Annotated in this window: 19 protein-coding genes; 5 read left to right on the plus strand and 14 right to left on the minus strand. The window is 64.9% G+C overall.

Translation table 11 applies throughout. The annotated features are described in order from the left end of the window. Window positions 1-76: 76 nt before the first annotated feature. Together ACFWAY_RS05150 and ACFWAY_RS05155 are read right to left on the minus strand one after the other, a co-directional pair. Window positions 77-1,240, minus strand: coding sequence for a Gfo/Idh/MocA family protein (locus ACFWAY_RS05150; RefSeq protein ID WP_378509997.1), 1,164 nt, complete (start codon window positions 1,238-1,240; stop codon window positions 77-79). Between the two features lie 629 nt (window positions 1,241-1,869). Continuing rightward, window positions 1,870-2,721, minus strand: coding sequence for a hypothetical protein (locus ACFWAY_RS05155; protein WP_378452995.1), 852 nt, complete (start codon window positions 2,719-2,721; stop codon window positions 1,870-1,872). Window positions 2,722-2,805: 84 nt separating this feature from the next. Here ACFWAY_RS05155 and ACFWAY_RS05160 point away from each other — a divergent pair, with 84 nt between their 5' ends. Further along, window positions 2,806-4,254 (plus strand): hypothetical protein, encoded by a 1,449-nt coding sequence (locus ACFWAY_RS05160; protein ID WP_378509998.1) that lies wholly within the window; start codon window positions 2,806-2,808, stop codon window positions 4,252-4,254. Then, window positions 4,254-5,273 carry a glutamate ABC transporter substrate-binding protein gene (locus ACFWAY_RS05165; RefSeq protein ID WP_378509999.1) on the plus strand — a complete coding sequence of 340 codons (1,020 nt, stop codon included), beginning with the start codon at window positions 4,254-4,256 and terminating at the stop codon, window positions 5,271-5,273. The genes ACFWAY_RS05160 and ACFWAY_RS05165 overlap by 1 nt, the downstream gene beginning before the upstream one ends. Before the next feature lie 401 nt (window positions 5,274-5,674). On the opposite strand, the gene ACFWAY_RS05170 is transcribed toward ACFWAY_RS05165, so the two are convergent. The 3 genes from ACFWAY_RS05170 to ACFWAY_RS05180 form a co-directional block, all read right to left on the minus strand. Further along, complete coding sequence (locus ACFWAY_RS05170; protein ID WP_378452992.1) at window positions 5,675-6,436, minus strand: alpha/beta hydrolase; 762 nt, start codon at window positions 6,434-6,436, stop codon at window positions 5,675-5,677. Window positions 6,437-7,496: 1,060 nt separating this feature from the next. Then, window positions 7,497-8,195 carry a GntR family transcriptional regulator gene (locus tag ACFWAY_RS05175; protein ID WP_378510000.1) on the minus strand — a complete coding sequence of 233 codons (699 nt, stop codon included), beginning with the start codon at window positions 8,193-8,195 and terminating at the stop codon, window positions 7,497-7,499. Between the two features lie 146 nt (window positions 8,196-8,341). After that, a complete protein-coding gene (locus ACFWAY_RS05180; RefSeq protein ID WP_378510001.1) occupies window positions 8,342-10,666 on the minus strand; it encodes an ATP-binding protein in 2,325 nt (774 codons plus the stop codon). Between the two features lie 330 nt (window positions 10,667-10,996). Between ACFWAY_RS05180 and ACFWAY_RS05185 the strand changes: the two genes are divergently transcribed. The 3 genes from ACFWAY_RS05185 to ACFWAY_RS05195 all read left to right on the plus strand — a co-directional run bounded on the left by ACFWAY_RS05185 (window position 10,997) and on the right by ACFWAY_RS05195 (window position 13,895). Continuing rightward, window positions 10,997-12,046: an ABC transporter substrate-binding protein gene (locus tag ACFWAY_RS05185; protein ID WP_378510002.1), complete on the plus strand. Its 1,050-nt coding sequence runs from the start codon at window positions 10,997-10,999 to the stop codon at window positions 12,044-12,046. A 77-nt stretch (window positions 12,047-12,123) separates the two neighbouring features. Next, window positions 12,124-13,113, plus strand: a complete 990-nt coding sequence (locus tag ACFWAY_RS05190) for a FecCD family ABC transporter permease (protein ID WP_378510003.1) — start codon at window positions 12,124-12,126, stop codon at window positions 13,111-13,113. Next, window positions 13,110-13,895 carry an ABC transporter ATP-binding protein gene (locus ACFWAY_RS05195; RefSeq protein ID WP_378510004.1) on the plus strand — a complete coding sequence of 262 codons (786 nt, stop codon included), beginning with the start codon at window positions 13,110-13,112 and terminating at the stop codon, window positions 13,893-13,895. The genes ACFWAY_RS05190 and ACFWAY_RS05195 overlap by 4 nt, the downstream gene beginning before the upstream one ends. A gap of 41 nt (window positions 13,896-13,936) precedes the next feature. Here ACFWAY_RS05195 and ACFWAY_RS05200 read toward each other — a convergent pair whose 3' ends face one another. The 9 genes from ACFWAY_RS05200 to ACFWAY_RS05240 all read right to left on the minus strand — a co-directional run bounded on the left by ACFWAY_RS05200 (window position 13,937) and on the right by ACFWAY_RS05240 (window position 23,700). Continuing rightward, on the minus strand, window positions 13,937-15,223 hold the full coding sequence (locus ACFWAY_RS05200) for an aminotransferase (protein WP_378510005.1): 1,287 nt from the start codon (window positions 15,221-15,223) through the stop codon (window positions 13,937-13,939). A 166-nt stretch (window positions 15,224-15,389) separates the two neighbouring features. Then, a complete protein-coding gene (locus tag ACFWAY_RS05205) occupies window positions 15,390-15,734 on the minus strand; it encodes a cupin domain-containing protein (protein WP_378452988.1) in 345 nt (114 codons plus the stop codon). 533 nt (window positions 15,735-16,267) lie between these two features. After that, window positions 16,268-16,948 (minus strand): GntR family transcriptional regulator, encoded by a 681-nt coding sequence (locus ACFWAY_RS05210; protein WP_378510006.1) that lies wholly within the window; start codon window positions 16,946-16,948, stop codon window positions 16,268-16,270. Window positions 16,949-16,985: 37 nt separating this feature from the next. Further along, entirely contained in the window at window positions 16,986-18,440 is a 1,455-nt protein-coding gene (locus ACFWAY_RS05215) for an NAD-dependent succinate-semialdehyde dehydrogenase (RefSeq protein WP_378452986.1), read from the minus strand. A gap of 80 nt (window positions 18,441-18,520) precedes the next feature. After that, a complete protein-coding gene (locus ACFWAY_RS05220) occupies window positions 18,521-19,774 on the minus strand; it encodes an aspartate aminotransferase family protein (protein ID WP_378452985.1) in 1,254 nt (417 codons plus the stop codon). A 124-nt stretch (window positions 19,775-19,898) separates the two neighbouring features. Further along, on the minus strand, window positions 19,899-21,089 hold the full coding sequence (gene solA / locus ACFWAY_RS05225; protein WP_378510007.1) for an N-methyl-L-tryptophan oxidase: 1,191 nt from the start codon (window positions 21,087-21,089) through the stop codon (window positions 19,899-19,901). A 5-nt stretch (window positions 21,090-21,094) separates the two neighbouring features. Beyond that, on the minus strand, window positions 21,095-21,862 hold the full coding sequence (locus ACFWAY_RS05230; protein WP_378510008.1) for an amino acid ABC transporter ATP-binding protein: 768 nt from the start codon (window positions 21,860-21,862) through the stop codon (window positions 21,095-21,097). After that, window positions 21,859-22,773, minus strand: a complete 915-nt coding sequence (locus ACFWAY_RS05235) for an amino acid ABC transporter permease (RefSeq protein WP_378452982.1) — start codon at window positions 22,771-22,773, stop codon at window positions 21,859-21,861. Before ACFWAY_RS05235 ends, ACFWAY_RS05230 begins: the two co-directional genes overlap by 4 nt. Window positions 22,774-22,782: 9 nt before the next feature. Next, on the minus strand, window positions 22,783-23,700 hold the full coding sequence (locus ACFWAY_RS05240; RefSeq protein WP_378510009.1) for an ABC transporter substrate-binding protein: 918 nt from the start codon (window positions 23,698-23,700) through the stop codon (window positions 22,783-22,785). Between the last annotated feature and the right edge of the window lie 284 nt (window positions 23,701-23,984).

Genomic DNA, 23,984 nt, shown 5'->3' on the forward strand with positions numbered 1-23,984 from the left:
GCGGAGAAAGGCGCCTACGGGAATTGACCCGATAACCGATAAAGCGTAACCCCGGGGCCAGGCTGTGCGGATCGGATCAGCGCACGTCGACCCATGCACGAGATCCGATCGATGCCGTGATGGCGTCGAGGGTTTCGGCCGCGGCCACGGCGTCGGCGATCGTTGCGCCCTGGGGCTTTCCGTCGACGATCGAGGTGATGAAGTTGTTTCCCTCGATGACCTTGAGGTCGTCGTAGCTCATCGAGGACGCGGAACCCGGCTGGAAGCGGGCGTACGCTCCGGCGTCGGGACCCACCCATACCGTGGTGATCGACTGGTCCTGGTACTTGCTCCCGAGGCTCGTTCCGAGTTCGTTCATCCGGCGGAAGTCCCAGTAGACCGCACCCCTGGTGCCGTGGATCTCGAACCCGTAGTTGTTCTGCTCGCCGACGGCCACGCGGCTGGCGTCCAGCGTTACTCGTCCGCCCGATGACAGGCGAACCAGCGCGCTGACGAAGTCGTCGTTCTCCACCGGCCCCAACTTGCCGCCCGTCGCGCGCGCATGCCCGCTGGTGGCACCCGTCGGGATGGCGCGCTGGGGGATGAAGATCGCAGTGTCGGCCACGACTGCGTCGATGTCGCCGAGCAGGTACCGGACCAGGTCGACACCGTGCGAGGCAAGGTCGCCCAGAACGCCCGACCCACCGCGCGCGTTCTCGCAACGCCAGCTCAGCGCGCCGTCCGGATGCGCGGCGTAGTCGCTGAGGAAGCGGAACCGCGAGTGCGTGATGGTGCCCAGTTCGCCCGACGCGATGAGGTCGTGCGCCATCGCAACGGCCGGTGCGTTTCGGTAGTTGAATCCGACGGTCGACTGGACGCCTGCCTTCTCGACAGCGGCGGCGACCGCCTTCGCATCCTCGGACGACAGGCCGACCGGCTTCTCGATCCAGATGTGCTTGCCCGCCTCGGCCATCGCGACGCCGATCTCGCGGTGCAGGAAGTTGGGTGCGGTGATGCTGACCGCGTCGATGTTCTCGTCGGCGGCGATGTCACGCCAGTCGGTCAGCGCTGCGCCGAACCCGAACTGGGCGGCAGCCTCCTCGGCGCGGCCGGGTACCTCGTCGGCGACGGCGCCCAGACGGATCGACGGCGCTTCCGGGAAGTGGTGGCGCTGACGCAGATACGCGTTCGTGTGCACTCGGCCCATCCAGCCGAATCCGGCGACTGCTACTGCGATTTCGGTGGGGTTGATGTTGGTCAAGATCGACTCCGGAACTGGTCGGTGCGGCGTGTGTCTCTACGACAGTGCTGCGCGCCGAGAGCGAAGTCAATCGTTTGTGCTGACAAACTGGCCCTCGAGGTGATTTTGATGGCTTTCCGACCCATTCCATCAGCGACTACGCGCCCGCGCGTCGAACCAATGCCGGTACGCCGGCGTCGACCTGAACCGCCCACTGATCCAGCGACTCGAACATCTCGTCCCCAGAGGCTCCACCGGGAACGGAGAGTTCATGCAACGCTTGACCGTCCGAAGGAACCAGCGAAACCTGAGGCGGACTGCTTGCTGGGGCCGCCGAACACCGGTTCGTTGGCGGTGCCCTGCCACTGCGTCATCAGGATCTTCGTGCCACCACCGCCCTGGCTGGCATCGAGTCTCGCGTCGCGAACTGCGGCCCCTTCCAGATGTCTCCAAACGAGAAGGAGAATTGATTCGCCTGCCCAGTGGCGAGAAAAAGCCCTGAGGGGTTGTCGACCAAGCTATTTCGGTGTCCCCTCGTCGAATCACGGATGCGACACAGGACCGACCGTACGAGGGATCCGACAGTTGAACCGAGTAGTCGGCTACTCGAATCCCTTGCTCGAGGGCCTGACCGGTCGACGCATCGATGCTCACGGTGGAGGTGCGACACCTGCAGGCAGAGACCAGTCGGACGGGATGAGTCCGGCAAGCTGGTCGATGCGGGGATCGTTCATGGTGTTGTAGCGGTCGATCAACTCCTGGATGGGATCCTGCGCCACCTGCGGTGGGGGTGACGCCGGGTCCTCCGCGAAGGCACCGAGAACGTCACTGGTGTGCTGCTCGGTGGTGCCGTACGTGTTGGCCGATACCGAGAAATCGGGCCCGAAGGACGCGGAAGCGACAATGCCGGGCCCGTAGTCCGACCAGCCCCATTTGGTTCCGGTCACCGACGGCAACCGCCCGGTGCCCCAGTTCTGATGGGTTCCATCGGCGGCGACGGGGGCGGCGGTGGCCATCCACTCCAGAATGCGGCTGTCCGGATCGGTGGTCTTCTTCGCCTCGAGGAAAGTCACGGTGTCCGCGGTGCTGGTAACCGCATCGCCCCAGACGCCGGAGCCACGGGTACTGGTGAGCCGATACTCGGCGGCGATCACATCGATCGACTGCGGGTACTTGGCGTACGCCTGCGAGGCGGCGTTGTCGTCGCTGTCGCGGATCATCCGCTGTCCGAGCGCGAGGTCCTCGGGCGAGCCGTCGCCGTGCCGGAGCATGTAGTCCGCTACATACAGTTTCACGATCGACAACCCCGGCCTGGCTTCCCCCTGATTCGCCGTCCCGACGCGGGTTCCGCTCGGGGTGTGCATGAACGACAGTGCCGTCCGCCCGGGCACCTCGTCGATCCTGTCGGGCGTCGGTGCCGAGTGGGCCGTCCATCCGGACGCGGACGCGACGAGCCCCGCCACCAACAGCGACAGCGCGGAGCGGCACACCCAGCTCTCCATACCGTGCGAGTACCCGGTTCCACCCGGGCTCAGCCGTCCCGATCACCGGAAATCTGGTTCCTACGGTGTCTGTTTCCCGAGTCGGTGCGCCGGTCGGCACCGTCGGTGCACACTGAACTCAGCCCCGCGGCCCGGATCGGTGCTCTTACCGGAACCGCGGAGGCGGTGCAGGAGGACCGGATGTTCCACCGCGGCGATCACGCCGTCACCGAAGCCCCCACGCTCGACGAGGACCTGCTCGTCGAGCCCGAAGCCCGCCGCCGTCCGTGGGTCGAATTCTTCGCGTCCACGCCCGGACGGCTGACCGTGCTGGGGATCGCGCTCATCGCCGCGGTCATCGCCGCGGGCGCGATCACCTCGGCGGCGGTCGGCGCGCGGCAACAGCGCGTCGAGACGCTGCGCACCCACACCGAGCCCCTGGCAAACGCCGCCCAGGCCCTTCACAGCTCGCTGTCGATCGCCGATGCCGCGGCTACCACGTCCTTCGTCTCCGGTGGCGGTGGTGTCGAGTCGACTGCCGGCGCGGAGCAGTTCACCCAGGCGATCGGAGACGCATCGAACGCGCTGGTCACGGCGACCAATGGGGTGTCGTCGCAGGACGCCGAATCGCTGGCGCTGCTGTCGGACGTCGTGCGCAACCTCGCCGAGTACTTCAACCTCGTCGCCACGGCTCAGGCGAACGACCGGGCCGGCAACCCGGTCGGGGTGGCGTATCTGTCCGACGCGTCCGCGCTCATGCAGGACACCATCCTCCCGTTGGCGGAGCGACTCTACGTCCACCAGGCCGAGGCGGTCGCCGAGACCCAGACGCACACCGCCCAACTGCCCGCGGCCGCCTTCACGGTGACCGCGGCCGCCCTCGTCGCCCTCGTCCTCGCCCAGCTGTACCTCATCCGGAAGAGCAAGCGCCGGTTCAACCCCGGCCTCGCTGTCGCCACCCTGCTCATGGCCGGACTCCTGTTCTGGCTGATCGGCGGAAGCCTGGTGTCGACGTCCGCAAGCGAACACGCGAGAACCGAAGGAACGCAACCGATCAACGCTGTTGCCCGCGCTCGCATCCTGGCGCAGCAGGCCCGCGCCGACGAAACCCTCGCCATCCTGAAACGCGGGTCCGACACCCAGTCGGAAATCGACTACGCGCGGCACGCCCAGGCGTTGTCCGACGAACTCACCCGACAGCTGGACAGCTCGCATGGTCGCGCCGCCGAGCAGAACCTCCGCGACGCCGTGACTGCCCGCGACGGCTGGCTGGCCGCGCACCGGGATATCGAGATCGCCCTCGAGCGCGGTGACTACCCGACCGCCGCGGCGATCGCCGCCGGATCCGGCTCCCGCACGTCGTCGGCGCAGTTCGCCGCCCTGGACGAGTCCCTCCGGAACGCGATCGACCGACTCCGCGACGACGAGGCCAACGCTGTGACGGACGCCTACCGATCAATGTCGTCACTGGCCGTGGGTAGCATGGTTATCGGCGTGTCCTGCGGATTCGCCGTCGGCGGGGGTATCTGGCCGCGACTGAACGAGTACCACTGATGACACAGGTGAGGCTTTCGAGACCGGGGGCAAGACGGTGCGCCCGGCACCTCGTCGGCGTACTCGCCGTCGCCGTCCTCGCCGGCTGCGCGGCACCCGACCCTCTCACCCCGACCATCGCGGCCACGTACACCGCACGTCCGATGACGGACGGCGCACAGATCATCCCGCCCACGAACAGTCCTCCGCCGGAACCACCGCTCCCCGAGTCGTGTGGGGCGCTCGCGAGCCTGCGTCCCGGCCCGCAGCCCCCGCCCGGGAAGATGCCGCCCGGTGGATCACTCGCCGAGATCGCGGGGCGGGGCCGATTGATCGTCGGCGTCGACCAGAACACCAATCTGTTCAGCTTCCGAGACCCGACCACGGGCACCCTGCAGGGGTTCGACATCGACTTGGCGAAGGAGGTCGCCCGGGACATCTTCGGCGATCCGACGAAAGTCGAGTTCCGGCTGCTCACCTCCGCCGGCCGGTTCTCCGCACTCGAGAACAATGACGTCGACGTCGTCGTCCACGCCACCTCGATCACGTGTGAACGCGCACGACGCGTCAGCTTCTCCACCGAGTACTTCCGCGCCTTTCAACGCATTCTGGTCCCGCTGGGTTCCGACATCATCGGACCGGCGGACCTGGCGGGAAAACGGGTCTGCACCTTCGTCGATACCACCTCGCTTTCCACCGTCCAACGGGTCGCGCCGGACGCCACGATCATCGCAGTCCCCGACTGGGACGACTGCCTCGTCACCATGCAGAAGAAGCAGGCCGACGCGGTCAGCACCTCCGACTCGCTCCTCGCCGGGCTCGCCTCCCAGGACCGGAATTTTCAGATCGTGGGGCCACAGCTCGAGGCGGAGCACTGGGGAATCGGTGTCAACAAAGGCAAGGAGGACCTGGTGCGGTTCATCAACGGCACCCTCGACCGCATACGCGCCGACGGAACCTGGATGCGCCTGTACGACCGGTGGCTGGCCACTCCGCTCGGGCCGAGCGCGGGCCCACCCCCGGCAACCTATCGCGATTGAGGGGGAAACTATCGCGCCAACCGCCGATGGTGGTGCTGCCGCTTCCGGCCCGTCTGTGTGAGGCCACGGTGGAGACCGGGACGCTGTGTATACGTCGTGGCAGTACTGCGCAGAGAGGCCACCGCAGCCCAGCAGGATCGTCAACCGCCTCCCAATACCGGACCCGACCATCGGAAGTCTCGAACGCGGCCCAAAGCCCCTCGAACTCGAATTCGGGTGGCAGCTCGACCGCGAATTCACTGACCCGGAGATCGCGGCGCATCGAAGTGCTGGGCTTGCGGGTGGGGTCGTTGGTGCTTGGCTTGGCTACCGATGAGGTTGGTCGGGGTGCCGGAGGGCTGGGTTCGTGGCAATGGCGGTATCGGCGTCCGGCGCGGGGCCGGACGCCGATACCGGTCCCGTCAGTCCGAAGCCGTGTCGGCGCCCCGGCCGAGGTGGCGGGCGAAGAACCGGGCCGAGCTGTCGCGCTCGTATTCGGGCACCTGGTTGTGCCTGCCCGGGTGGGCGTGCAGTGTCTTTTCCTTCGAGGCGAAGGCGTCGAACAACGCGACCCCAGAGGTGCGGTCGAATTCCTCGTCGTCCCACGGAATCCGGTACTCGACCGGGACGGTGATCTTCCTTGCCGCCTCGATCAGAGCGTCGCACACGAAAACCCCACCGAAGCTCACGGCAGCGATCCGGGATTCGACAGCCGTCAACATCAGCCCGGTCACGACACCCAACGTCATGCCGCCGTAGCCGATCGGCGCTTCGGCGCCAAACTCGGGCAGCGCCTGCAAGGCGTCCAGGGTCGCCTGCCATTCCGGCACCGCACGCTCCGCCAGCGACATGTTGTAGTCGATGACGATCGGGGCGATCGGCTCGCCCGCCGCCCTGGCCTGATGGATCGCCTCGGCCCACCGCTGATCCTGAAGGTTTCGCGGCCGGTCACCATGTCCGGGCGCGTCGATGGCGGCGACGGCGAACCCATAGGTGGTCACGATGTGGAGTGCACCGGCTACCAGCCCCGGCGCCTTCTTGTGCATGCCGCCGGAGTGCCCCGACAGCAGCAGCGGTGCGCCAACGGTTCCTGATGTGGGCGACCAGAGCACGCCGGTGATCTCATCGAGAGTGAAATTACGTTCGATGACACCGTTAGACGATGTCTCAGAGGTGAAATGCATGGTGTTGCCTTTCGGGATTGCCTTGTTGTACAGGCGCTCCCCGCGACACCTACGTCAATCGCGCAACCGTGAACACGAGTGGGAGCACCCACATGGTTATTGCGTTCATGGGTCTCACCTCCTCGCGTTATGTCACTGTTTCGCACACGCTATCAACCTCAACCGAATCCCGTCCAACCTATTTCCTGCCCACCGACCCGACCGGCTGTCGACACGCTCATCTGCCACCGACCACTCGGATCAAGGAGGGCCGGAAACGTTGGTTGGTGAGACACTGTGGGGTGCTGCGGATTCCCGCGGGTCGGTATCCACCGAGTCTGAAACGGTTGCCGTGTCAGTTCCGGGCGCCGGTGGTACCTACGGCGCCGCGAGACACGATGCGAATCGGCTACGCGCGTTAGCCCGACATGAGACATGTCTCACCGTAGTTTGTCTCGAATTTCCCTGCGCTATTCCACTTTCCGGGCGTGAGACACGTTCGAGCCGATCCCGGCATGACGCCGGGTTGGCGTGATCACATCACCAAGGCGTGGTCTGGGCAGATGAGGCCGTGTCGGGCGTGATTGTGCCTGTCACTGTTACCGGGCCGCGCAGGGCCTCGTTCACCGGTTCGATCGTCACCGGCGCAGGATATCCGGATGCCCCGACATCCCGCGGAGCAAAACCGTGCTGACGTCGGTTTTTGGGAGGATAACTGCGATAACTGAAATTATCGTCGCTGAGTGCGCGCAAACCATGAGTAACACGGCCAGAGCTGCCGAGAGGTTCATCGAAACCGTTGTCGTACCGCCTCCATAACCGCGCCGATCAGCGTGTAATCGCGGGCCTCGACACGGTCGCTCCGCTGCTGACTCGCCGCGGCTTGCGCGGCCTTCATGTACCCGGCGCCTCGTCGTGCTTTCATCCGTAGCGTGGGCGATCGTGCGCAACCGCTGCTGGGGCCCTGGGCGCACCACGAGTCAGCACCGCACTTTCTTGACCACGTTTGCGGCAACGCCGTTCAGATCAGCCCGCCGTTCATCACAGCCGATGAGGAGATCCACTGGCGGATCGGCGGCGGCTACGCGTACGACGACCCGTCGCCGTCCCGTTCCCGGCGTGCAGTAGTCAGCGAGTCGACCGCGTGGGTCATGTGCCGGTCGATCTCCGCCAGCATCTCGGCGAGATCGTCCCCGAGTAGCCGGTCGAGCAACCGCTGGTGTTCCTCGACGGCTGTAGGCGGCCGGATGTACCGGTCGTCGAATGCCGACATGCACAGCATGGTCTCGGCGGCCAGGGTGGAGAACATGCGGCTCAGCCGTGGGCTTTGGGCGGCCTCGACCATTGTTTCGTGGAATTGGAGGTCCTCGCGGGCCAGTTTCGGCCAGTCGCCGGCGTCCATGTATTGCGCGATGTTTCGCAGGATTTCTTCGAGACGAGCCACGAGTCCGGGTGGAATCCCGCGTTCGTACACGGTGCTCGCCGCTTCCTTCTCGATGGCGCGCCGGCCGCGGTAGACGTCCTCGATGTCGCCGATGTCGAGCTCGACGACGAACACGCCTCGGTTGCGGTGGCTGACCAGGAGCCCTTCCTGGGCGAGGCGTTGCACGGCCTCTCGCACGGGACCGCGGCTCATCTTCAGCCGTGCGGCCAGTTGTAACTCGCTGATCTGTTCACCCGGTGCGAAGCTGCCGTCCAGGATCCGTTCCCGCAGCTGCTCCGCGATCACCGCAGAGGTGACCCGAAGAGACATGGGGACCATGTTGTCGATGCCGGTCATCTTGCTGCTGCCTTTCCGATGCACCGTCAACTGATAGTTGTTGCCGTGTTTGTCGACCTGTTGACAGTTGGCAAGCCTACACCTTCGCACCCATGGCGCTTCAGTGGCCTCGCCACGCACCGATCGGGGACTTCCGAGACCGGCCCTCAGCCCTGCTCGCTGTGTCTCTGCTCGATGATCCATGCTGCGATCTGGGCACGGGAAGAGAAGCCCAGTTTGGAGAGGATGTGCTCGACATGCCCCTGGGCGGTGCGTTGGGAAATGACGAGCTTGCCCGCGATCGCCCGGTTCGTGAGACCCCCGGCGACAAGTTCGGCTACCTGCTGTTCCCGGCGCGTGAGACTCGTCGCTCCCGGCTCGACCGAGATATCGGATCCGCTCGTCTCGTCGACGGCGTACGCTGCCGCATCTTCGAACCGCGCCTCGAAACCGTGCCGGAACTCCGTCTCGAACGCACGGTCACCGATCGCCCAGCGAACCGATTGCTCGATCCGCGCATGCTGGAGGTGCAGGTTCGGGTAGATGATGCTCGGATTCCCGACCCTCTGGGCGAGCGCCTCGGCAGCACCCATCAGCTTGGCGGCGCGCCGGGGAACTCCCTCATCCACAGCGATCCACGAGAGGACCTCGATGCACCCTGCAGCGCTGATGCGGTCGTCTACCGATCGAGCGAGTTGAAGCCCCCGCGTGGCGAGGGCTTTCGCACGGGAGTACTCGCCACGCTGCCGGGCCCTCATCCCCGCACTCCACGACACCCATCCCCGGTAGACGGACTCACCTCGTGCCCCGGTCAGCTCGAGAATCTCCTGCCGGCACTCGTCGCTCCGTGACCAGTCGCCGGACGCGTCGCTGGCCAGCGCGAGCCCGTTCAGCGACCAGATCATGTACAAGAGGTTGCCGTCCTCGCGAAAGACCGTGAGCGAGGATTCGAAGTGTTCACACGCGGTGGCGGCGTCCGGGGTGAGCAGCGCGTGATGGCCGGCGGCATCGGCCATGAGCGCTTTGGCAGTGCGATCGCCGAGCTGCGCCGCAAGGTCGCCTCCGCGTTCGACGTAAAGTGCCGACGCCTCTGGGTCGCCGTACAGCCCAGAGAGCACACTCAGCACGTATAGCGCCTTGACCTGCGCCGGGCCGGGCTCACCGCCCACCGCCAGAAGTTGCGCGAGCCACCGCATGCCCTCGCGCAGCCTCCCACGCGCCCGCCAATACGGGTAGAGCGCCGCCGCCATGCGACTCCCCGCGTTCGCCTCACCCGGACCGGTCAGGCAGAACTGCAGCGCCGCACGGATGTTGGGTTGCTCGGCGTCGAGGCGCGCAACCCAGGACACCTGCCGTGAACTGATCCAGTCGGACTCCGCCCGCAGCACCAAGTGTTCGTACCAGTCCCGGTGCCGACGCAACAGCGATGCGAACTCAGAGGTCTCCTGTAACCGTTCCATACCGTAGTCGCGCAGTGTCTCCAACAGCCGGTACCGCACCGCTCCCGCGACCTCTTCCCGAATCAGGATCGACTTGTCGATCAGCGACGCCACCACGTCGACAACCTGGGATGACGTCATGGTGTCAGCGCAGATGCCTTCCACCGCGTCGAGCTCGAAGCCGCCCGAGAACACTGTCAGCCGCGCCCACAATTCCCGCTCGGTCGGGGAGCACAACTCGTGGCTCCAGTCGATACACCACTGCAGAGTTTGCTGCCGTGCCGGCGCCCCCCTGCTGCCCGTCGTCAGAAGGGCGTACCGGTCGGTCAGCCGTTGCAGGATCTGCTCCACCGACATCACCCGCAGCCGCACGGCCGCCAGTTCGATTGCAAGCGGCAGACCGTCCAGGCGGCGGCAGATCGCCGCGATGACGTCATTATTGTTCTCGGTGATCTCGAAGTCCGGGACCGCCATCGTCGCGCGTTCGGCGAAGAGGTTCACCGCCTCGTAGTGGCCCAGCCCCCCGCCGACCAGCGACACCTGGTCCGGGTCCGGCATCGTGAGGGGCGGGACCCGGTGCACGGCTTCTCCTCCGATGCCGAGCGGTTCCCGGCTGGTCGCCAGAATCCGGAGTTCCGGGCAGGCGCGGAGAAGGGCTACGGCGAGGTCGGCGACTGGTTCCACGAGGTGCTCGCAGTTGTCCAGTACGAGTAAAAGCTTCCGCGCCGCGAGGTATTCGACGAGCAGTGACTCGGGTGCGGCGCTGCGGCCCTCGCTCAGTCTCAACGCCGACAGCACTGCGTCGACGACCGCGCCCGGGTCGTTCAGTTCGCCCAACCCGACCGACCACACACCGTCATCGAACGCGCGACTGGACTCGGCGGCGACCCGCAGTGCGAGCCTGGTCTTTCCCACACCCCCGACACCAGTCAATGTCACGAGCCGCGACACGGAGAGCAGCCGGCGAACCACGGCGATCTCACGGCGGCGGCCGACGAAGCTCGTCAGTTCGTGGGGAAGGTTTCCCACGGTCGCCTTGATACCTGAAGGCATGAAACCGCCACCTTCATCTCACAATTCCCCTGCGACCACGGTACCTTCCGTCAACACTTCCCGTCGTCGCGCGACAGGCAAGCAGTATCTCCAGCGTCACGAGGCATCGCGGATGCTAGCTTCACCCCTCGACCTCACCATGCGGTCTCTTGCCGCTCGCGGCGGTCAGCTCTCCCGGCGCACCCGAGACAACTTAGGTTAGGTTTACTTCGTGATAGGGTTCACGCGCTTCCTCGGGCACACCTGCTGATCGCTGTCTCGTCGGTCGACATTCGCGATCGACGCTCGAGTGGAGCACCCATCCTGGACAAGCAGAAGGCACTGACGAGCGTGAACACTTCCGTGGGCCGAATCGGCCTCGTGGCCATCACCGCTGCACTGGCGAGCGCGCTGGTCGCGTGCGGGCAATCCGAGGCGGTCGACGACACCGGCGCCACCTCGACCGGGGAAGGCAGCACGAGTTACCCACTCGTCGTCGACAACTGCGGCGAGCAGGTCACCGTCGACGCTCCGCCGCAGCGGGTGGTGTCGCTGGACCAGGGTTCGACCGAGATCATGCTGTCGCTCGGCCTCGCCGACCGAATGGTGGGCACCGCGTCGTGGACGGACCCCGTCCGCGAGAATCTCGCGGAAGCCAACGCATCGGTACCGCGTCTCGCGGACAACGCACCGACGTACGAGGTCGTCCTGGGCGCCGATCCTGACTTCGTGACCGCGTCGTTCGGCCGGCACTTCAAGCAGGGCGGGGTTGCGGAGCGTGCCAGGTTCGAGGAGACCGGAGTGGAGTCCTACCTCTCGCCCACCGACTGCGAGAACGGGGTGAGCATCAACGGCGGCGGCAAGCGCACCACAGCGCTGACGATGGACGCGCTCTATCAGGAGATCCGTGAGATCGCGGCTGTGTTCGACGTGAACGAGCGGGGGGCGAAACTCGTCGACGAACTGCAGGGCCGCGAGGCTGCGGCCCTCACCGGCATCGAGAAGTCGAACGTGTCGATGGCGTTCTGGTTCGCCGACACCAAGAGCCCCTACGTCGCCGGTGGTCTGGGCTCCGCGAGCCTGCTCGCCACCACGGTCGGGGCCACCAACGTGTTCTCGGATCTGACCGACGACTGGCCCGCAGTCGGTTGGGAAACGGTCGTAGAACGAAACCCGGAGGTCCTCGTCCTCGGTGACCTTCTGCGGAACCGTTTCCCCGGAGACCTGCTGAACGACAAGATTGCCTTCCTCGAATCCGATCCCGTGACCCGGAATCTCGACGCGGTGCGCAACCGGCGGTACATCGCACTGCACGGCGCGGAGATGAACCCGTCCATTCGTGCCGTCGACGGCCTCGAGAAGGTCGCCGCCGGCCTCCGCGACCTGAAGGTCCCGTCCTGACCACCACCCTCGGCCGCGCCGATGCCGCTGACGTCGAACCGGTTCGGCGGCAGCGGTGGGTTGTCGGGTCGTTGATCGTGGGCGGCGGGATCCTCGCGCTCGCACTGTCGATTCTCGTCGCCGTCACGCTGGGCCCGGCGGACGTTTCACTGGTGAACGTCCGCGACGTCCTGCTCAATCACCTAGGTCTCGCAGACATCCCGGTGCGGCTGTCGAAGAACGCGATCGTGTGGGAGGAGCGTCTGCCCCGCGCGTTGGTGGCCGCCGCGTGCGGCGCCGGTCTCGGTCTCTGCGGTGTGATCATGCAGTCGCTGCTGCGGAATCCGCTTGCGGACCCATTCGTGCTGGGAATCTCGTCCGGTGCGTCGACCGGTGCTGTGGTGGTGGGTGTGCTCGGGGTTGGTGGGGCGGCGCTCGGTTTGTCCGGGGGCGCGTTCATCGGTTCGCTGGTCGCGTTCGGCTTGGTGCTGCTCCTTGCCCGTCTGTCCGGTGGCAACAACGACCGCGTCATTCTCGCGGGAGTTGCCAGTACCCAACTGTTCTCGGCACTGACATCGTTCGTCATCTTCGCGTTCGCCGATTCCGACGAGACCCGCGGTGTGATGTTCTGGCTGCTCGGATCCCTCGAGGGCGTCCGCTGGGACGACGTCACCCTGTGCGCGGTGGTCGTCTTCTGCGGGACGGCGGTTTGCCTGCACTTCGCGTACGTCCTCGACGCCTTCTCCTTCGGTGACGATGTGGCGGCGTCCCTCGGCATCTCCGTCGGGAAGGTCCGTCTCTTACTGCTGGTGGTCACGGCGATTATCACCGCGATCCTGGTCAGCGTCGCGGGTGCGATCGGGTTCGTGGGGCTGGTACTCCCGCATGCGGCGCGGTTCCTGGTGGGGCCGCGGCACAGCAGGCTGATCCCCGCGACGGCACTGATGGGCGCCGTCTTCATGGTGTGGGTGGACGCCGTCTCCCGCGTCGCGTTCGCGCCCACCCCGTTGCCGGTGGGTGTCGGCACCGCCCTGGTCGGTGTTCCCGCGTTCATCGTCATCCTGTCCCGTCGGAGGAGAGCACAGTGACCCTGCATGCAGACGCCGTCACCTGGAACCGCGGCGGCGCACTGGTCGTCGACGGCGTCACGGTGACACCGGAAGAGGGCGAGACCGTGGGACTGCTGGGGCCGAACGGGTCCGGGAAGTCCTCGCTCCTGCGCCTGTTGAACGGTGTCGTCCGCCCGACCGCCGGTGTCGTGACCCTCGACGGGGACGACCTCGCCACTGTGCGGCGCAGGGAGATTGCGCGCGCCGTGGCCGTCGTGAGCCAGCACGCCGACACCGACGTCGACATCGCGGTCCGCGACGTCGTGCGACTCGGGCGCATCCCGCACCGCGGAACGTTCGGCGGGAACCCGGCCGCCGACGATGCCGCGGTGGCGGCCGCACTCGAGCACACCGGCCTCACGTCGAAGTCGGACCGGCTGTGGCACAAGCTGTCGGGCGGGGAGAAGCAGCGGGTGCAGATCGCCCGTGCGCTGGCGCAGGAACCGCGGGAACTGCTGCTGGACGAGCCGACCAATCACCTGGACATCCACCATCAATTGGAGTTGCTGGCGCTCGTCACCCGGCTGCCGGTCACCAGTGTGATCGCCCTGCATGACCTCAACCTCGCCGCCATGTTCTGTGACACGGTGATCGTGTTGAAGGAGGGGCGGGTCGTCGCCGGGGGAACGCCTACCGAGGTGTTGACGTCCGAATTGATCGCCCAGGTGTACAACGTCCGGGCCGAGGTTCTCATCGACGAGGCGAAGGGACGACTGTCCATCGTGTTCGAGCCGGGGCCGATTCCCGTTCCCACGCACTGACAGCGCGAGGCGCAGATGGGCGGATCGCCGGTAGCCCCCGCTCAGGCGTTGTGATTGCGGCGGACGAGTTCGGCGGACGCTAATCGGATGCAGGTGCACAGACCCTCGACGGCAAGACGTACCTCATGCTCCGATGGCAAAGTTGGGGCCAACCGGATGTGGCTGTCCCGAGGATCGTCGCCGGACGGGAAAGCAGAACCGGCGGACGTGAGCGTGATGCCGGCCGCGTGTGCCAGGGCCACCACCTGCTTGGCCGTGCCCGGGAACACTTCGAGATTGACGAAGTAACCTCCGGACGGCTGCGTCCACGACGCGATGCCTGAGTTATCCAATTCCCGCTGCAGTGTGGAAGTCACCAGGTCGAACTTCGGTGCGAGAATCTGCTGGTGTTTGCGCATGTGGGCGCTAACACCGGCGGCATCGACAAAGAACCGAACGTGTCGCAATTGGTTGATTTTGTCCTGCCCGATGCGCTTACGCGAGAGATGACCCAGGTACCACGCGACGTTCCCGGCGGATCCAGCAAAGAAGCTCACTCCACCTCCGGCGATAGTCATCTTCGAGGTCGAGGCGAACACGTACGGCCGTTCAGGGTTGCCGGCCCGCAGAGCAATACTCAGGACATCGAGAACGGGCGGGGCAATGTCGGTCAAGGGATGAACCGCATACGCGTTGTCCCAGAAGATCCGGAAATCGGGGGCGGCTGTCTCCATACTCAGCAGGTCGCGGGTGACCTGCTCGGAGTAGGTCACCCCGCTCGGATTGGAATACGTGGGAACACACCATATTCCCTTGATGTGAGGATCCGCGGAGACTAACTCGCGGATCGTAACGAGGTCGGGGCCATCGGAGAGCAGCGGAACCGGAATCAGCTCGATGCCGAACGACTCGGTGATGGCGAAATGCCGATCGTAGCCGGGCACGGGGCACAGGAACTTCACCGGATCGGAGGACCAGGGTGCGCCCGTTTCGCCCGTACCGTGGATCCAGGCGAACGACAGGACGTCATACATCGTTTCCAGACTCGAGGTGCCACCGGCGATCAGGTTCGCGGGTGCGATATTGAGCACCTCACCGAACAGCTCACGCAGCGCGGGCAAGCCGGCGAGATCACCGTAGTTTCGGCAATCGATCCCATCGATCATGTAGTCACCGTCACCGGGTAGGGCGAGCATCGCTGCGGACAGGTCGAGCTGTTCTGGTGCCGGCTTGCCCCGGGTGATGTCGAGTGCGAGCTGTTGGGCCTTCAGTGCGGCGTAGTCGGCGCGGTACCGGGCAAGCTCGATTTCGAGATCGCGGAGGGCGAGATCGTGCAGGGGTGTGGACATCAACGGCTTCCTTCGGGTGGTGAGGAGTTCGATGAGTGGGGTGGCTGGCGGGTGCGCCGACGTGGAATTTCCCGGAGCGTCAGACGGCACACAGCCAGAAGAGCAGGCAAGATCAACGGGATCTGGCCTGCTCTTCTGCGGCGTGGTGCTGTTTCAGTTCAGCTGATCAGTCGACTGCGCCCGAAATGTCCTGCACAACCCACATCTTGCGGAGCGTCGTGTGGATGGTCCAGGTGCCCTCCCAGCCGGCGGGAGTCACGAACAGCGACCCGGGGCCGATGTCGAAGCTGTTGCCGTTCGATTCGGTGATGGTGGCGGTTCCACTCAGGATCTGGCAGATCTCGTTGTAGCCGTCCCGGGTGCTCGTGAACGTTCCCGGAGTGACCTCCCAGATCCCCGTCCTCAGACCGTTTCCGTCCCAAAGGCCTTGGGACACTTCGGTCTGACCGGGCGTTGTGGATGTGGACTTGAGGATGTGCTTCCCGGGGTCCGCAGTTGTTGCATCACTCATGACGGTCGCCTTGACCATGGTTACTCCGTTCTTGGGCTGCGCCCTTGGCTGACGTGCCTTTGATGGGGTGGCACGAGACCTATCCTAGCAATTGTCAACAATCTACGATAGGCCTAATTATCAGAATTATCTTCTCTCCCTTGTCTTTTCGGTGAATCTGCATCGTGCATGGGTGGATGGGACATCGCCGTCGTCGGCATGTCTCTGGAGGGCTCTGCTCGAAGTGCAGTCCTGATCACGCCGACGTCACCGTGCCCTGTTCGGTCCCGTCTTGCTGTGGCGCTGACGTCTCCCTGCCCGGGGTGTCGACCGGTTGTTCGCGTCACTCGTGTGGAGGGTCCGGTGCCGTGGGCCGCGAGAGCGCCGGTACCGTTGATCACCACGTGCCGCGTCATGTGGTGGGCGGTTGTACCGGCACGGAACGCCAACCGGCCCGGGGTCGCTCGGTTCCCGGTGACATCCGTCCGCGAGCGGGGACTGCCGACGAACCGACTGCAGTCCCCGCCCAGGTATGACGAGGTTTTCGGCCTCAGTTACTCCTGGTGCGTTGTTGCGGTGAGATCGTCGACGGCCTTGTGCATGTGACGACTGATGGCCTGCTGGAGTCCTTCGGTGTCGCCGTCTTCCAGCAAGTCCAAGAGATTCTGGTGCTCCTGGACCAGCACGTCCACGCGAGGATAAGAGACTCGAAGGTTGAGAATGCACATTCTCGATTCGGCTACGAGAGTGTCGTAAATCCGGATCAAGCGCGAGTTTCCTGCCCCTTCAACAAATGAGGTGTGGAATTTCATGTCCAGTCGGGTGAGCGCTTGCCAATCCGACATATCAACCTGCGCTGCCATTTCTGTCAGGGTCTCTTTCAGGAATTGGCAGGTGCGGTTGATTTGTTCCTGTCCGGCGGTCAGGAGGATATTTGCGGAAGCTGATTCCACCGCCTCGCGGACGGCATAGATCTCTTTTATGTCGTCGATCGACAGCTCCGGAACGAAGACGCCGCGGTTCCGCAAGCTGACGAGTATTCCCTCCTGGGCCAGCCGCTGGAGTGCTTCGCGGACTGGTCCCCTGGACGTGTGCAGCTGGCCTGCCAGGACCGATTCGTTGATCTGCTGGCCGGGTCGGAAGACCCCTTGAATAATCTGTTCCCGTAGATGATCGGCAATCAATTGTGCCGTGGGTCGTCCCTCTAATACAAGCAGTCCCTCCGGCGTCTCCATGGAATTTCCCTTATCTCATTCATTGGCGCAAAGCGATCTAACGTGCTATTGCGGTGTACTTGTACTCGAGGTATTCATCGATTCCGATCTTGCTGCCTTCGCGTCCCAGTCCGGACTGCTTGACACCGCCGAACGGTGCTACCGGATTCGACACGAGTCCCGTATTGAGGCCGACCATTCCCACTTCCAGCGCGGAGGAAAAGCGCATGGCCGTGTCGACGTTTTCGGTGAATACATATCCGACAAGCCCCCAGTCGGTGTCGTTTGCCAGGTGCACCGCTTCGTCCTCGCTGTCGAAGGGGGTGATCGCCGCGACCGGGCCGAAGATCTCGGTGGTCATCAGTTTCGCATCCAGGGGAACGTCCGTCAGGACAGTGGGAGTGTAGAAGTACCCCGGTCCCTGTGGGCGAGTGGCGCCGGTCAGGATGCGGGCGCCCTTGGCGAGGGCGTCGGCGACCAGGTCCTCGACCTTGTCCCGGCCGGCCTGTTCGATGAGGGGGCCGACCTCGGTTCCTTCCAGGGCGCCGTTGCCTACCTGTAGCTCGGCCATTCTCTTGGCGAATTTCTCGCCGAATTCCTCTGCCAGGGAACGGTGTACGAAGAAGCGGTTCGCGGCCGTGCAAGCCTCGCCCATGTTCCGCATCTTGGCGATCATGGCGCCGTCGACGGCGCGCTCGACGTCTGCGTCGGCCAGGACGATGAAGGGGGCGTTGCCTCCCAGCTCCATGGAGGAGCGCATGACGTTGTCCGCAGCGTGGCGCAGCAGGATCTTGCCGACCGCGGTGGACCCGGTGAAGCTGACCTTGCGCGCGATTCCGCTGCTCATCCACGGCTCCACGACGTCGGCGGCGTTGGAGGTCGTGACGACGTTGAGGACACCGTCGGGCAGGCCGGCCTGCTGGAAGATGTCGACCAGGGCGAGGGACGTCAGGGGTGTCAGTTCCGAGGGCTTGAATACCATCGTGCATCCGGCGGCAATCGCCGGGGCGATCTTGCGAATGCCCATGGTCAGCGGGAAGTTCCACGGCGTCACCAGCACACAGGTTCCCACCGGCTCTTTGGTGATCAGGATTCGGGTCTTGCCGTCGACCGAGGTGGTGTGGTCTCCGCCGATACGAGTGGCCTCCTCGGAGAACCAGCGAAGAAACTCGGCGCCATAGGCGACTTCGCCCTTGGCTTCGGCGAGAGGTTTGCCCATCTCGGCGGTGATGATGGCAGCGAGCCGGTCGGTGTTGGCATTGACCAGGTCGAAGGCGCGGCGCAGGATGTCCGCGCGTTCGCGAGGGGTGGAGGTGGCCCACGTCGCCTGTGCGCGTCCGGCTGCCGCGATGGCGTTGAGGGCGTCGTCGAGTCCGCCGTCGGCGACCTCGGCGATGACTTCGTGTGTTGCCGGGTTTTCCACGTTGAAGGTGGCGCCGCTTGTGGCCTGGCGCCATGCACCGTCGATGAACAGGCCCGTGTGGAGGGCGTTGGGGTCAAAGGAAGGAGTCATCTGACACTTTCGGTGGTCGAGGGGCGGAGTACCGCCGGGTGATCGGTGAGTTTCGGCGGGGCGGAGCCCGTGCGCGGTGTCTATGTGGTGGTTGCCTTCAGCGCCTGCGTGAATTTGTTTAGGCCGCTTTGGATTTCGTCACTGGTGACATTGAGCGCCGGGATGATGCGGATGACGTTTCCGTATGGACCGCAGGTCAGCAGGAGAAGTTCTTCGGTGACGGCGGCCTGCTGCACGGCCAGGGCCAGCGCCGCGTCGGGGGCATTGTCGGCCGTGGTGAATTCGACGCCCTGCATCAGGCCGTGGCCGCGGATGTTCCCGATTCCGGCGAAGTCGGTTTGGAGGCTTTCCAGGCCCGCGCGCAGCTCCTCGCCCCGAAGGTGGGCGTTCCACACCAGGTTCTCGCGTTCGATGACGCCGAGCGTGGCGACACCGGCGGCGGCGGCCACGGCGTTTCCTCCGTACGTGCCACCCTGGGAGCCCGGCCATGCCTTGGACATCAGCTCGGTGGAGGCGGCGATCGCGGAGATGGGGAACCCGCTGGCCAGGCCCTTCGCGGTGATGATGACGTCCGGCCGGATCCCGGCCCAGTCGTGTCCCCAGAACTTGCCGGTGCGCCCGACACCCGCCTGGACTTCATCGACGATGAACACGATGCCGTGCCGATCGGCGCGTTCGCGCAACCCCTGCAGGAAGGCGACAGGGGTGGGAATGTAGCCGCCGTCGCCGAGGACGGGTTCGATGATGAAGCCGGCGGTATCGGCGGGGGTGCTGATGGTCTGCAGGAGGTGATCGAGTTCCTTCAGGGCGAAGGTGACCGCTGTTTCTTCATCCCAGCCGTATCGGTAGGTGTGGGGGAAGGGTGCAATGTGCACCCCGCCCATCAGTGGGGAGAAGCCGGAGCGGAATTTGGTGCCGGCGGTGGTCAGCGAGGCAGCACCCACCGTCCTTCCGTGGAAACCGCCGTGGAACGAGATGATGTTGGGTCGTCCGGTCGCCATACGTGCCAGACGGACCGAGGCCTCGACCGCTTCGGAGCCGGAGGTGGCGTAGAAGACGCTGTCGAGTCCCGCGGGCAGGAAGTCGCCGAGTTTCTCGGTGAGCTCGAGCAGCGGCTTGTGCATCACCGTCGTGTACTGGGCATGAACGATTTTGCCGACCTGTTCGCGGGCTGCGGCGACGACGTCCGGGTGGCAGTGCCCGGTGCTGGTCACACCGATTCCGGTGGTGAAGTCGAGGTACTTCTTGCCGTCGGTCGCGTACACCCAACTGCCGGCCGCGTAGTCGACGACGACAGGGGTGGCCTGCTTGAGGACGGGGCTGAGAGTTGCCATGGCTTGATACTTTCCTAAGGATTGTCAATTGTCAACAATTGGCAATCTGGGTTCGGGGTATGGCGCGGACGCGTGGCGAGGCGGCACCGGCCTCGCCACGCGGCGCGTGGCTTACGTAGAGCCTTTAGCTTGCGTGCTGACGGTCACCGGGCGCGTCGGTGGACGCGGCGTGGTCTTCGCGCGGGTGTGGCCGGAACCGTTGGGGCCGTAGGAAATCGAGCCCCTGGAAGGACCGTGTGCCCAGCGCTTCGGTGGCGGCGATCTCTCCGAAGCCGGACGCCATCTTGAAGCCGGCGCCGGAGAACCCGGTGGCGCAGTAGATTCTGCTGTTCTCCCGAAGAGGGCCGAGAAGGGAGTGCTTGTCCGCGGTAAAGAGGTCCGGGAAGGCGTCGGAGCGGACGATGTTGGGGAAGAGGCCGGGCAGGAATTCGGTGACTGTCTCGGTGGTCTCGGCGATTTCGTCTGCCGTGAGGTCCCGGGGCACGGTATCGGCCTGTGGTGTAAAGGCCCCGCGACCGTCCAGGGTGGCCTTGACCGTCACCCCGTCGACGCTGGGGGCTCCGTACATGGAGCGCTCTCCGGAGATGCGGATGAAGATCGGGAACCTGTCCGGGGAGAATTCGGAGGCGTCCCGGGCCACGAACCAGGACAGGAAGATCCGCCGTGTTTCGGTGACCGCCTTCAGATAGTCGGGCATCAGGCGCCGGGACCAGCCGCCCGAGGAGACGATGACGCGCTCGAACGTCCAGGAATTGTTTCCGGCGGTGACGACCACGCCGTCGTCGGCTTCCCGGATGTCGTCGATAGGGGTGTTGCTGAGGACTGTTGCCCCGTTCGCCTGCGCGGCGGCCACCGCCGCGGTGACCGCGCGGTCGGTCCGCAGGGCGCCTGCATGGGGGTCGAACACCGCGTGGTCGTCCGGCCGGAGGTTGTGTTGCGGGTACCGCTCGGCCATCTGTTCGCGGCTCAAGATTTCGTGGTCGGCCCCGTTGATCCGGGTGGTTTCGAGCAGGTGCGGAAGGTAGGGGCCGTCTACCGTTCCGATCGACAATCCGCCGCAGCGCGTCAGGACATGCTGACCTGAGTCGGCCTCGAGCTCGGCCCAGAGGCGGCGGGACCTTTCGAGGATGGGGTAGTAGCTGGGCGTTCCTCGATACAGCATGCGGAACAGGCGGGTGTCACCGCCGGCGGCGCTGCGGGCATGGCCCGGCGATTGTGCTTCGAATCCGACCACCGAATTGGACGAGCGGGAAGCCTGCCACAATGCCATGCTTCCGATGCTGCCCAGGCCGATGACGGCCAGTTGTCCGTCCATCGTGGTCAGAGCACCCTTTCCAGAAAGGCCTGGGTCCGTCGTTCCTTCGGGTGGGCAAGGACCTCGCGGGCGTCACCGCGTTCGACTATGCAGCCTTCGTCCATGAACAGCAGGGTGTCCGCTACCTCCCGTGCGAAGCCCATCTCATGGGTGACCACGATCATGGTCATGCCTTTTTGTGCCAGGTCCTTCATGACGGCGAGAACTTCACCGACTTTTTCGGGGTCGAGGGCGCTGGTCGGCTCGTCGAACAGCATGATCTGCGGATCCATGGCCAACGCCCGCGCGATGGCCACGCGCTGTTGCTGGCCTCCGGACAGTTGCGCGGGATAGTGGCCGCCGAACCCGCTCAGTCCGACGCTCGCCAGCAGTTGCTGCGCCTGCTCCGCTGCCTGCTGCTTGCCACCGTGCTTGACCAGTACGGGGCCGGCCATGATGTTGTCCCGGGCAGTCATGTTGGGAAACAGGTTGAACTGCTGGAAGACGATGCCGACCTTGGTGCGTTGTTCGGCGAGGCGTTTGCGGCTCAGGGCGTGGAATGCGGTGTCCGTTTCGTAGTAGCCGAAGTGCTCTCCGTTGACCTTCAACACTCCCAGATCGACCGTCTCGAGGCCGTTGACGCAGCGCAGCAAGGTCGATTTTCCGGATCCGCTGGGGCCGATGATGCAGCAGATCTCACCGCTGGCGATGTCGAGATCGATGTTCTGCAGAACTGTCTTGGAGCCGAAGGATTTACGGATCCCACGGCCGTGAACCGTACCGTCGCAAGTCATCGTGCAATACCTTCCGGGTCTGTCAGCACAACCTTCTTCGCTTTCCGGGGAAGCCTGGAAGTCGAACGGGAGTATTTCTTCTCGAGCTGGGATTGCGGGTAACTCAGAATGAGGGTCATCACCAGGTACCACAGGCTGGCGACGATCAGGAGTGGGATGGTCTCGTAGGTGCGCGCGTAGATCAGCTGTGCGCTTTGGAGCAGCTCGGCGACGCCCAGCACGCTGACCAGGGATGTCTCCTTGAACATTCCGATGACCTGGTTTCCGGTCGCCGGAATGATCGAGGGCATCGCCTGGGGAATGATGACCTTGCGCATCTTCATCGCGCTGCTCATACCGAGAGAGTCGGCGGCCTCGATCTGCCCCTTGCCCACCGAGGAGAACCCTCCGCGGATGATCTCCGCCATGTACGCCGCCTGATTGAGCGTCAGGCCGACGACCGCGGCCGTGATCGGGGTGATCAGGGCATTGACGTCGATATCCGTGCCGCCGATGGACAGGTTCGGGTACAGCGCGGCGATGTTGAACCAAAAGATCAGCTGCACCAGCACCGGGGTGCCACGGAAGAAGGTGATGTACACCCCTGCCGTTGCGGCAACCGGTTTGATGCTCGAGGACCGCATGATGGCCAGAATCAGCCCCAGCAGCGTTCCGAGGACCATGCTGGCGACCGTCAAGTAGATCGTCAGTACCAGTCCGCGCAGGATCGATTCATTGGTGAAGTATTTGGCGACCACATCCCACTGAAAGTTGGGATTGGTCGAGACGGAAACGGCGAGGCCCAGGGCGAGCAGGATACACACCGCCCAGGCTGCGTACTCGAACGTACTTCGCCGCCGGAGCCTCGGTTTGAGGGCGGGATCCATTCCGTTCATCGTCGGGTTACTTTCGTGGGAAGTCAGTTGCACCATGGTCTCTCCCTAGTTGAGCTTGGCGTCGGTGATGCTCCCGGCGGTGAGACCCCAGTTGGAGAGCGACTCTTTGTATTCGGGGCTGTTCAGGACGGATTGAACGGCCGCCTGCAGTGCGGGCGTCAGCGGTGATCCCTTCTTGAGGGCGACGGTGACGATGTGCTCCGAACGCGTGTCGACCTGGGGAGTGAGGACGGTGATCGCGTTGGGCTGCTGCGTTTGTGCCCATACCAGGGCGGGGGTGTCGTAGAAGACGCCGTCGACCCGCTTGGAGGACAGCTGGGTCAGCGCCTCCTGCACGTTGGGCAGGGTGATGCCATTGATCGCCGGCTTTCCTTGGGACACGCACGTCCATTCGGAGATGTTGGGCAGGTGCTTGAGCTGTGCGTTCGAGCCCTTCGTCACGGCAATGTTCTTGCCGCACAGGTCGTCATTGCTCAGGCCCAGCGGATTTCCGGCGGCAACGGCCACGGACACCCCACCGTTGAAGTAGTCGATCATGTCCAGCACCTTGAGCCGGTCGGGCGTGGGGGACATGGAGGTGGCGGTGAAGTCGAATCGATCACCCTCGATGCCGGGAATGATGGTGTCGAAACTGGTGTTGACGAACTTCAGCCCGAGTCCGAGCTTCTTGGCCACCAGACGGGCCACGTCCGGGTTGAGGCCGATCGGTGTGCTGCTGTCGTCGGCAAGGAAGGTGGTCGGCGGGTAGTGGAGGTCCATCGCCACCGTCAGTTCGCCCTTGTCCTTGTATGAGGCCGGCAACAGGGCGACCGCGGCGGGGTCCGCCTGCACGCCCTCGGAGATATCGGCCGTATTCGACGTCGAGCCCGCGGCCCCGTCGCTGTCGGCGGTGCTGCACGCGCTCAGGGCCACCAGGAGGGCGACGCCGACCGCTGCGGCTTGGACTCTTGTTCTTGTCTTCATGGGTTTCCTTCGAATGATTTCAGCGGAGGAGGGTGCGCTGAACGGATCGCGGGTTCTCAGACTCCCGGCCGGGTGCGTATCCCGTCGCCGCAGGTCGCGGGGCGTGTGCGTGGGGGCATCGGCACTTCCGGATAGGACTCATCCAACCACTTCCACCCTAGATTGTCGACAGTTAACAGCGACGTTCTTCACAATCGATTCCGGCGGTGCAGTGCATCACACTACGCCGATAGCAAACTGTTGACAATTGACAATTCGGCGGCTTAGGGTCGTTCTAGCAGGCA

Origin of the sequence: Rhodococcus sp. NPDC059968 (assembly GCF_042738615.1) — a bacterium.
GTDB lineage: Bacteria > Actinomycetota > Actinomycetes > Mycobacteriales > Mycobacteriaceae > Rhodococcus_F.

Excerpts from the sequence above, each read along its gene's own strand:
- ACFWAY_RS05155 (WP_378452995.1), bottom strand. The coding sequence starts at position 2,721 with ATGGAGAGCTGGGTGTGCCGCTCCGCGCTGTCGCTGTTGGTGGCGGGG.
- ACFWAY_RS05165 (WP_378509999.1), top strand. The coding sequence starts at position 4,254 with ATGACACAGGTGAGGCTTTCGAGACCGGGGGCAAGACGGTGCGCCCGG.
- ACFWAY_RS05170 (WP_378452992.1), bottom strand. The coding sequence starts at position 6,436 with ATGCATTTCACCTCTGAGACATCGTCTAACGGTGTCATCGAACGTAAT.
- ACFWAY_RS05175 (WP_378510000.1), bottom strand. The coding sequence starts at position 8,195 with ATGACCGGCATCGACAACATGGTCCCCATGTCTCTTCGGGTCACCTCT.
- ACFWAY_RS05180 (WP_378510001.1), bottom strand. The coding sequence starts at position 10,666 with ATGCCTTCAGGTATCAAGGCGACCGTGGGAAACCTTCCCCACGAACTG.
- ACFWAY_RS05200 (WP_378510005.1), bottom strand. The coding sequence starts at position 15,223 with ATGTCCACACCCCTGCACGATCTCGCCCTCCGCGATCTCGAAATCGAG.
- ACFWAY_RS05205 (WP_378452988.1), bottom strand. The coding sequence starts at position 15,734 with ATGAGTGATGCAACAACTGCGGACCCCGGGAAGCACATCCTCAAGTCC.
- ACFWAY_RS05210 (WP_378510006.1), bottom strand. The coding sequence starts at position 16,948 with ATGGAGACGCCGGAGGGACTGCTTGTATTAGAGGGACGACCCACGGCA.
- ACFWAY_RS05215 (WP_378452986.1), bottom strand. The coding sequence starts at position 18,440 with ATGACTCCTTCCTTTGACCCCAACGCCCTCCACACGGGCCTGTTCATC.
- ACFWAY_RS05220 (WP_378452985.1), bottom strand. The coding sequence starts at position 19,774 with ATGGCAACTCTCAGCCCCGTCCTCAAGCAGGCCACCCCTGTCGTCGTC.
- solA (WP_378510007.1), bottom strand. The coding sequence starts at position 21,089 with ATGGACGGACAACTGGCCGTCATCGGCCTGGGCAGCATCGGAAGCATG.
- ACFWAY_RS05230 (WP_378510008.1), bottom strand. The coding sequence starts at position 21,862 with ATGACTTGCGACGGTACGGTTCACGGCCGTGGGATCCGTAAATCCTTC.
- ACFWAY_RS05235 (WP_378452982.1), bottom strand. The coding sequence starts at position 22,773 with ATGGTGCAACTGACTTCCCACGAAAGTAACCCGACGATGAACGGAATG.
- ACFWAY_RS05240 (WP_378510009.1), bottom strand. The coding sequence starts at position 23,700 with ATGAAGACAAGAACAAGAGTCCAAGCCGCAGCGGTCGGCGTCGCCCTC.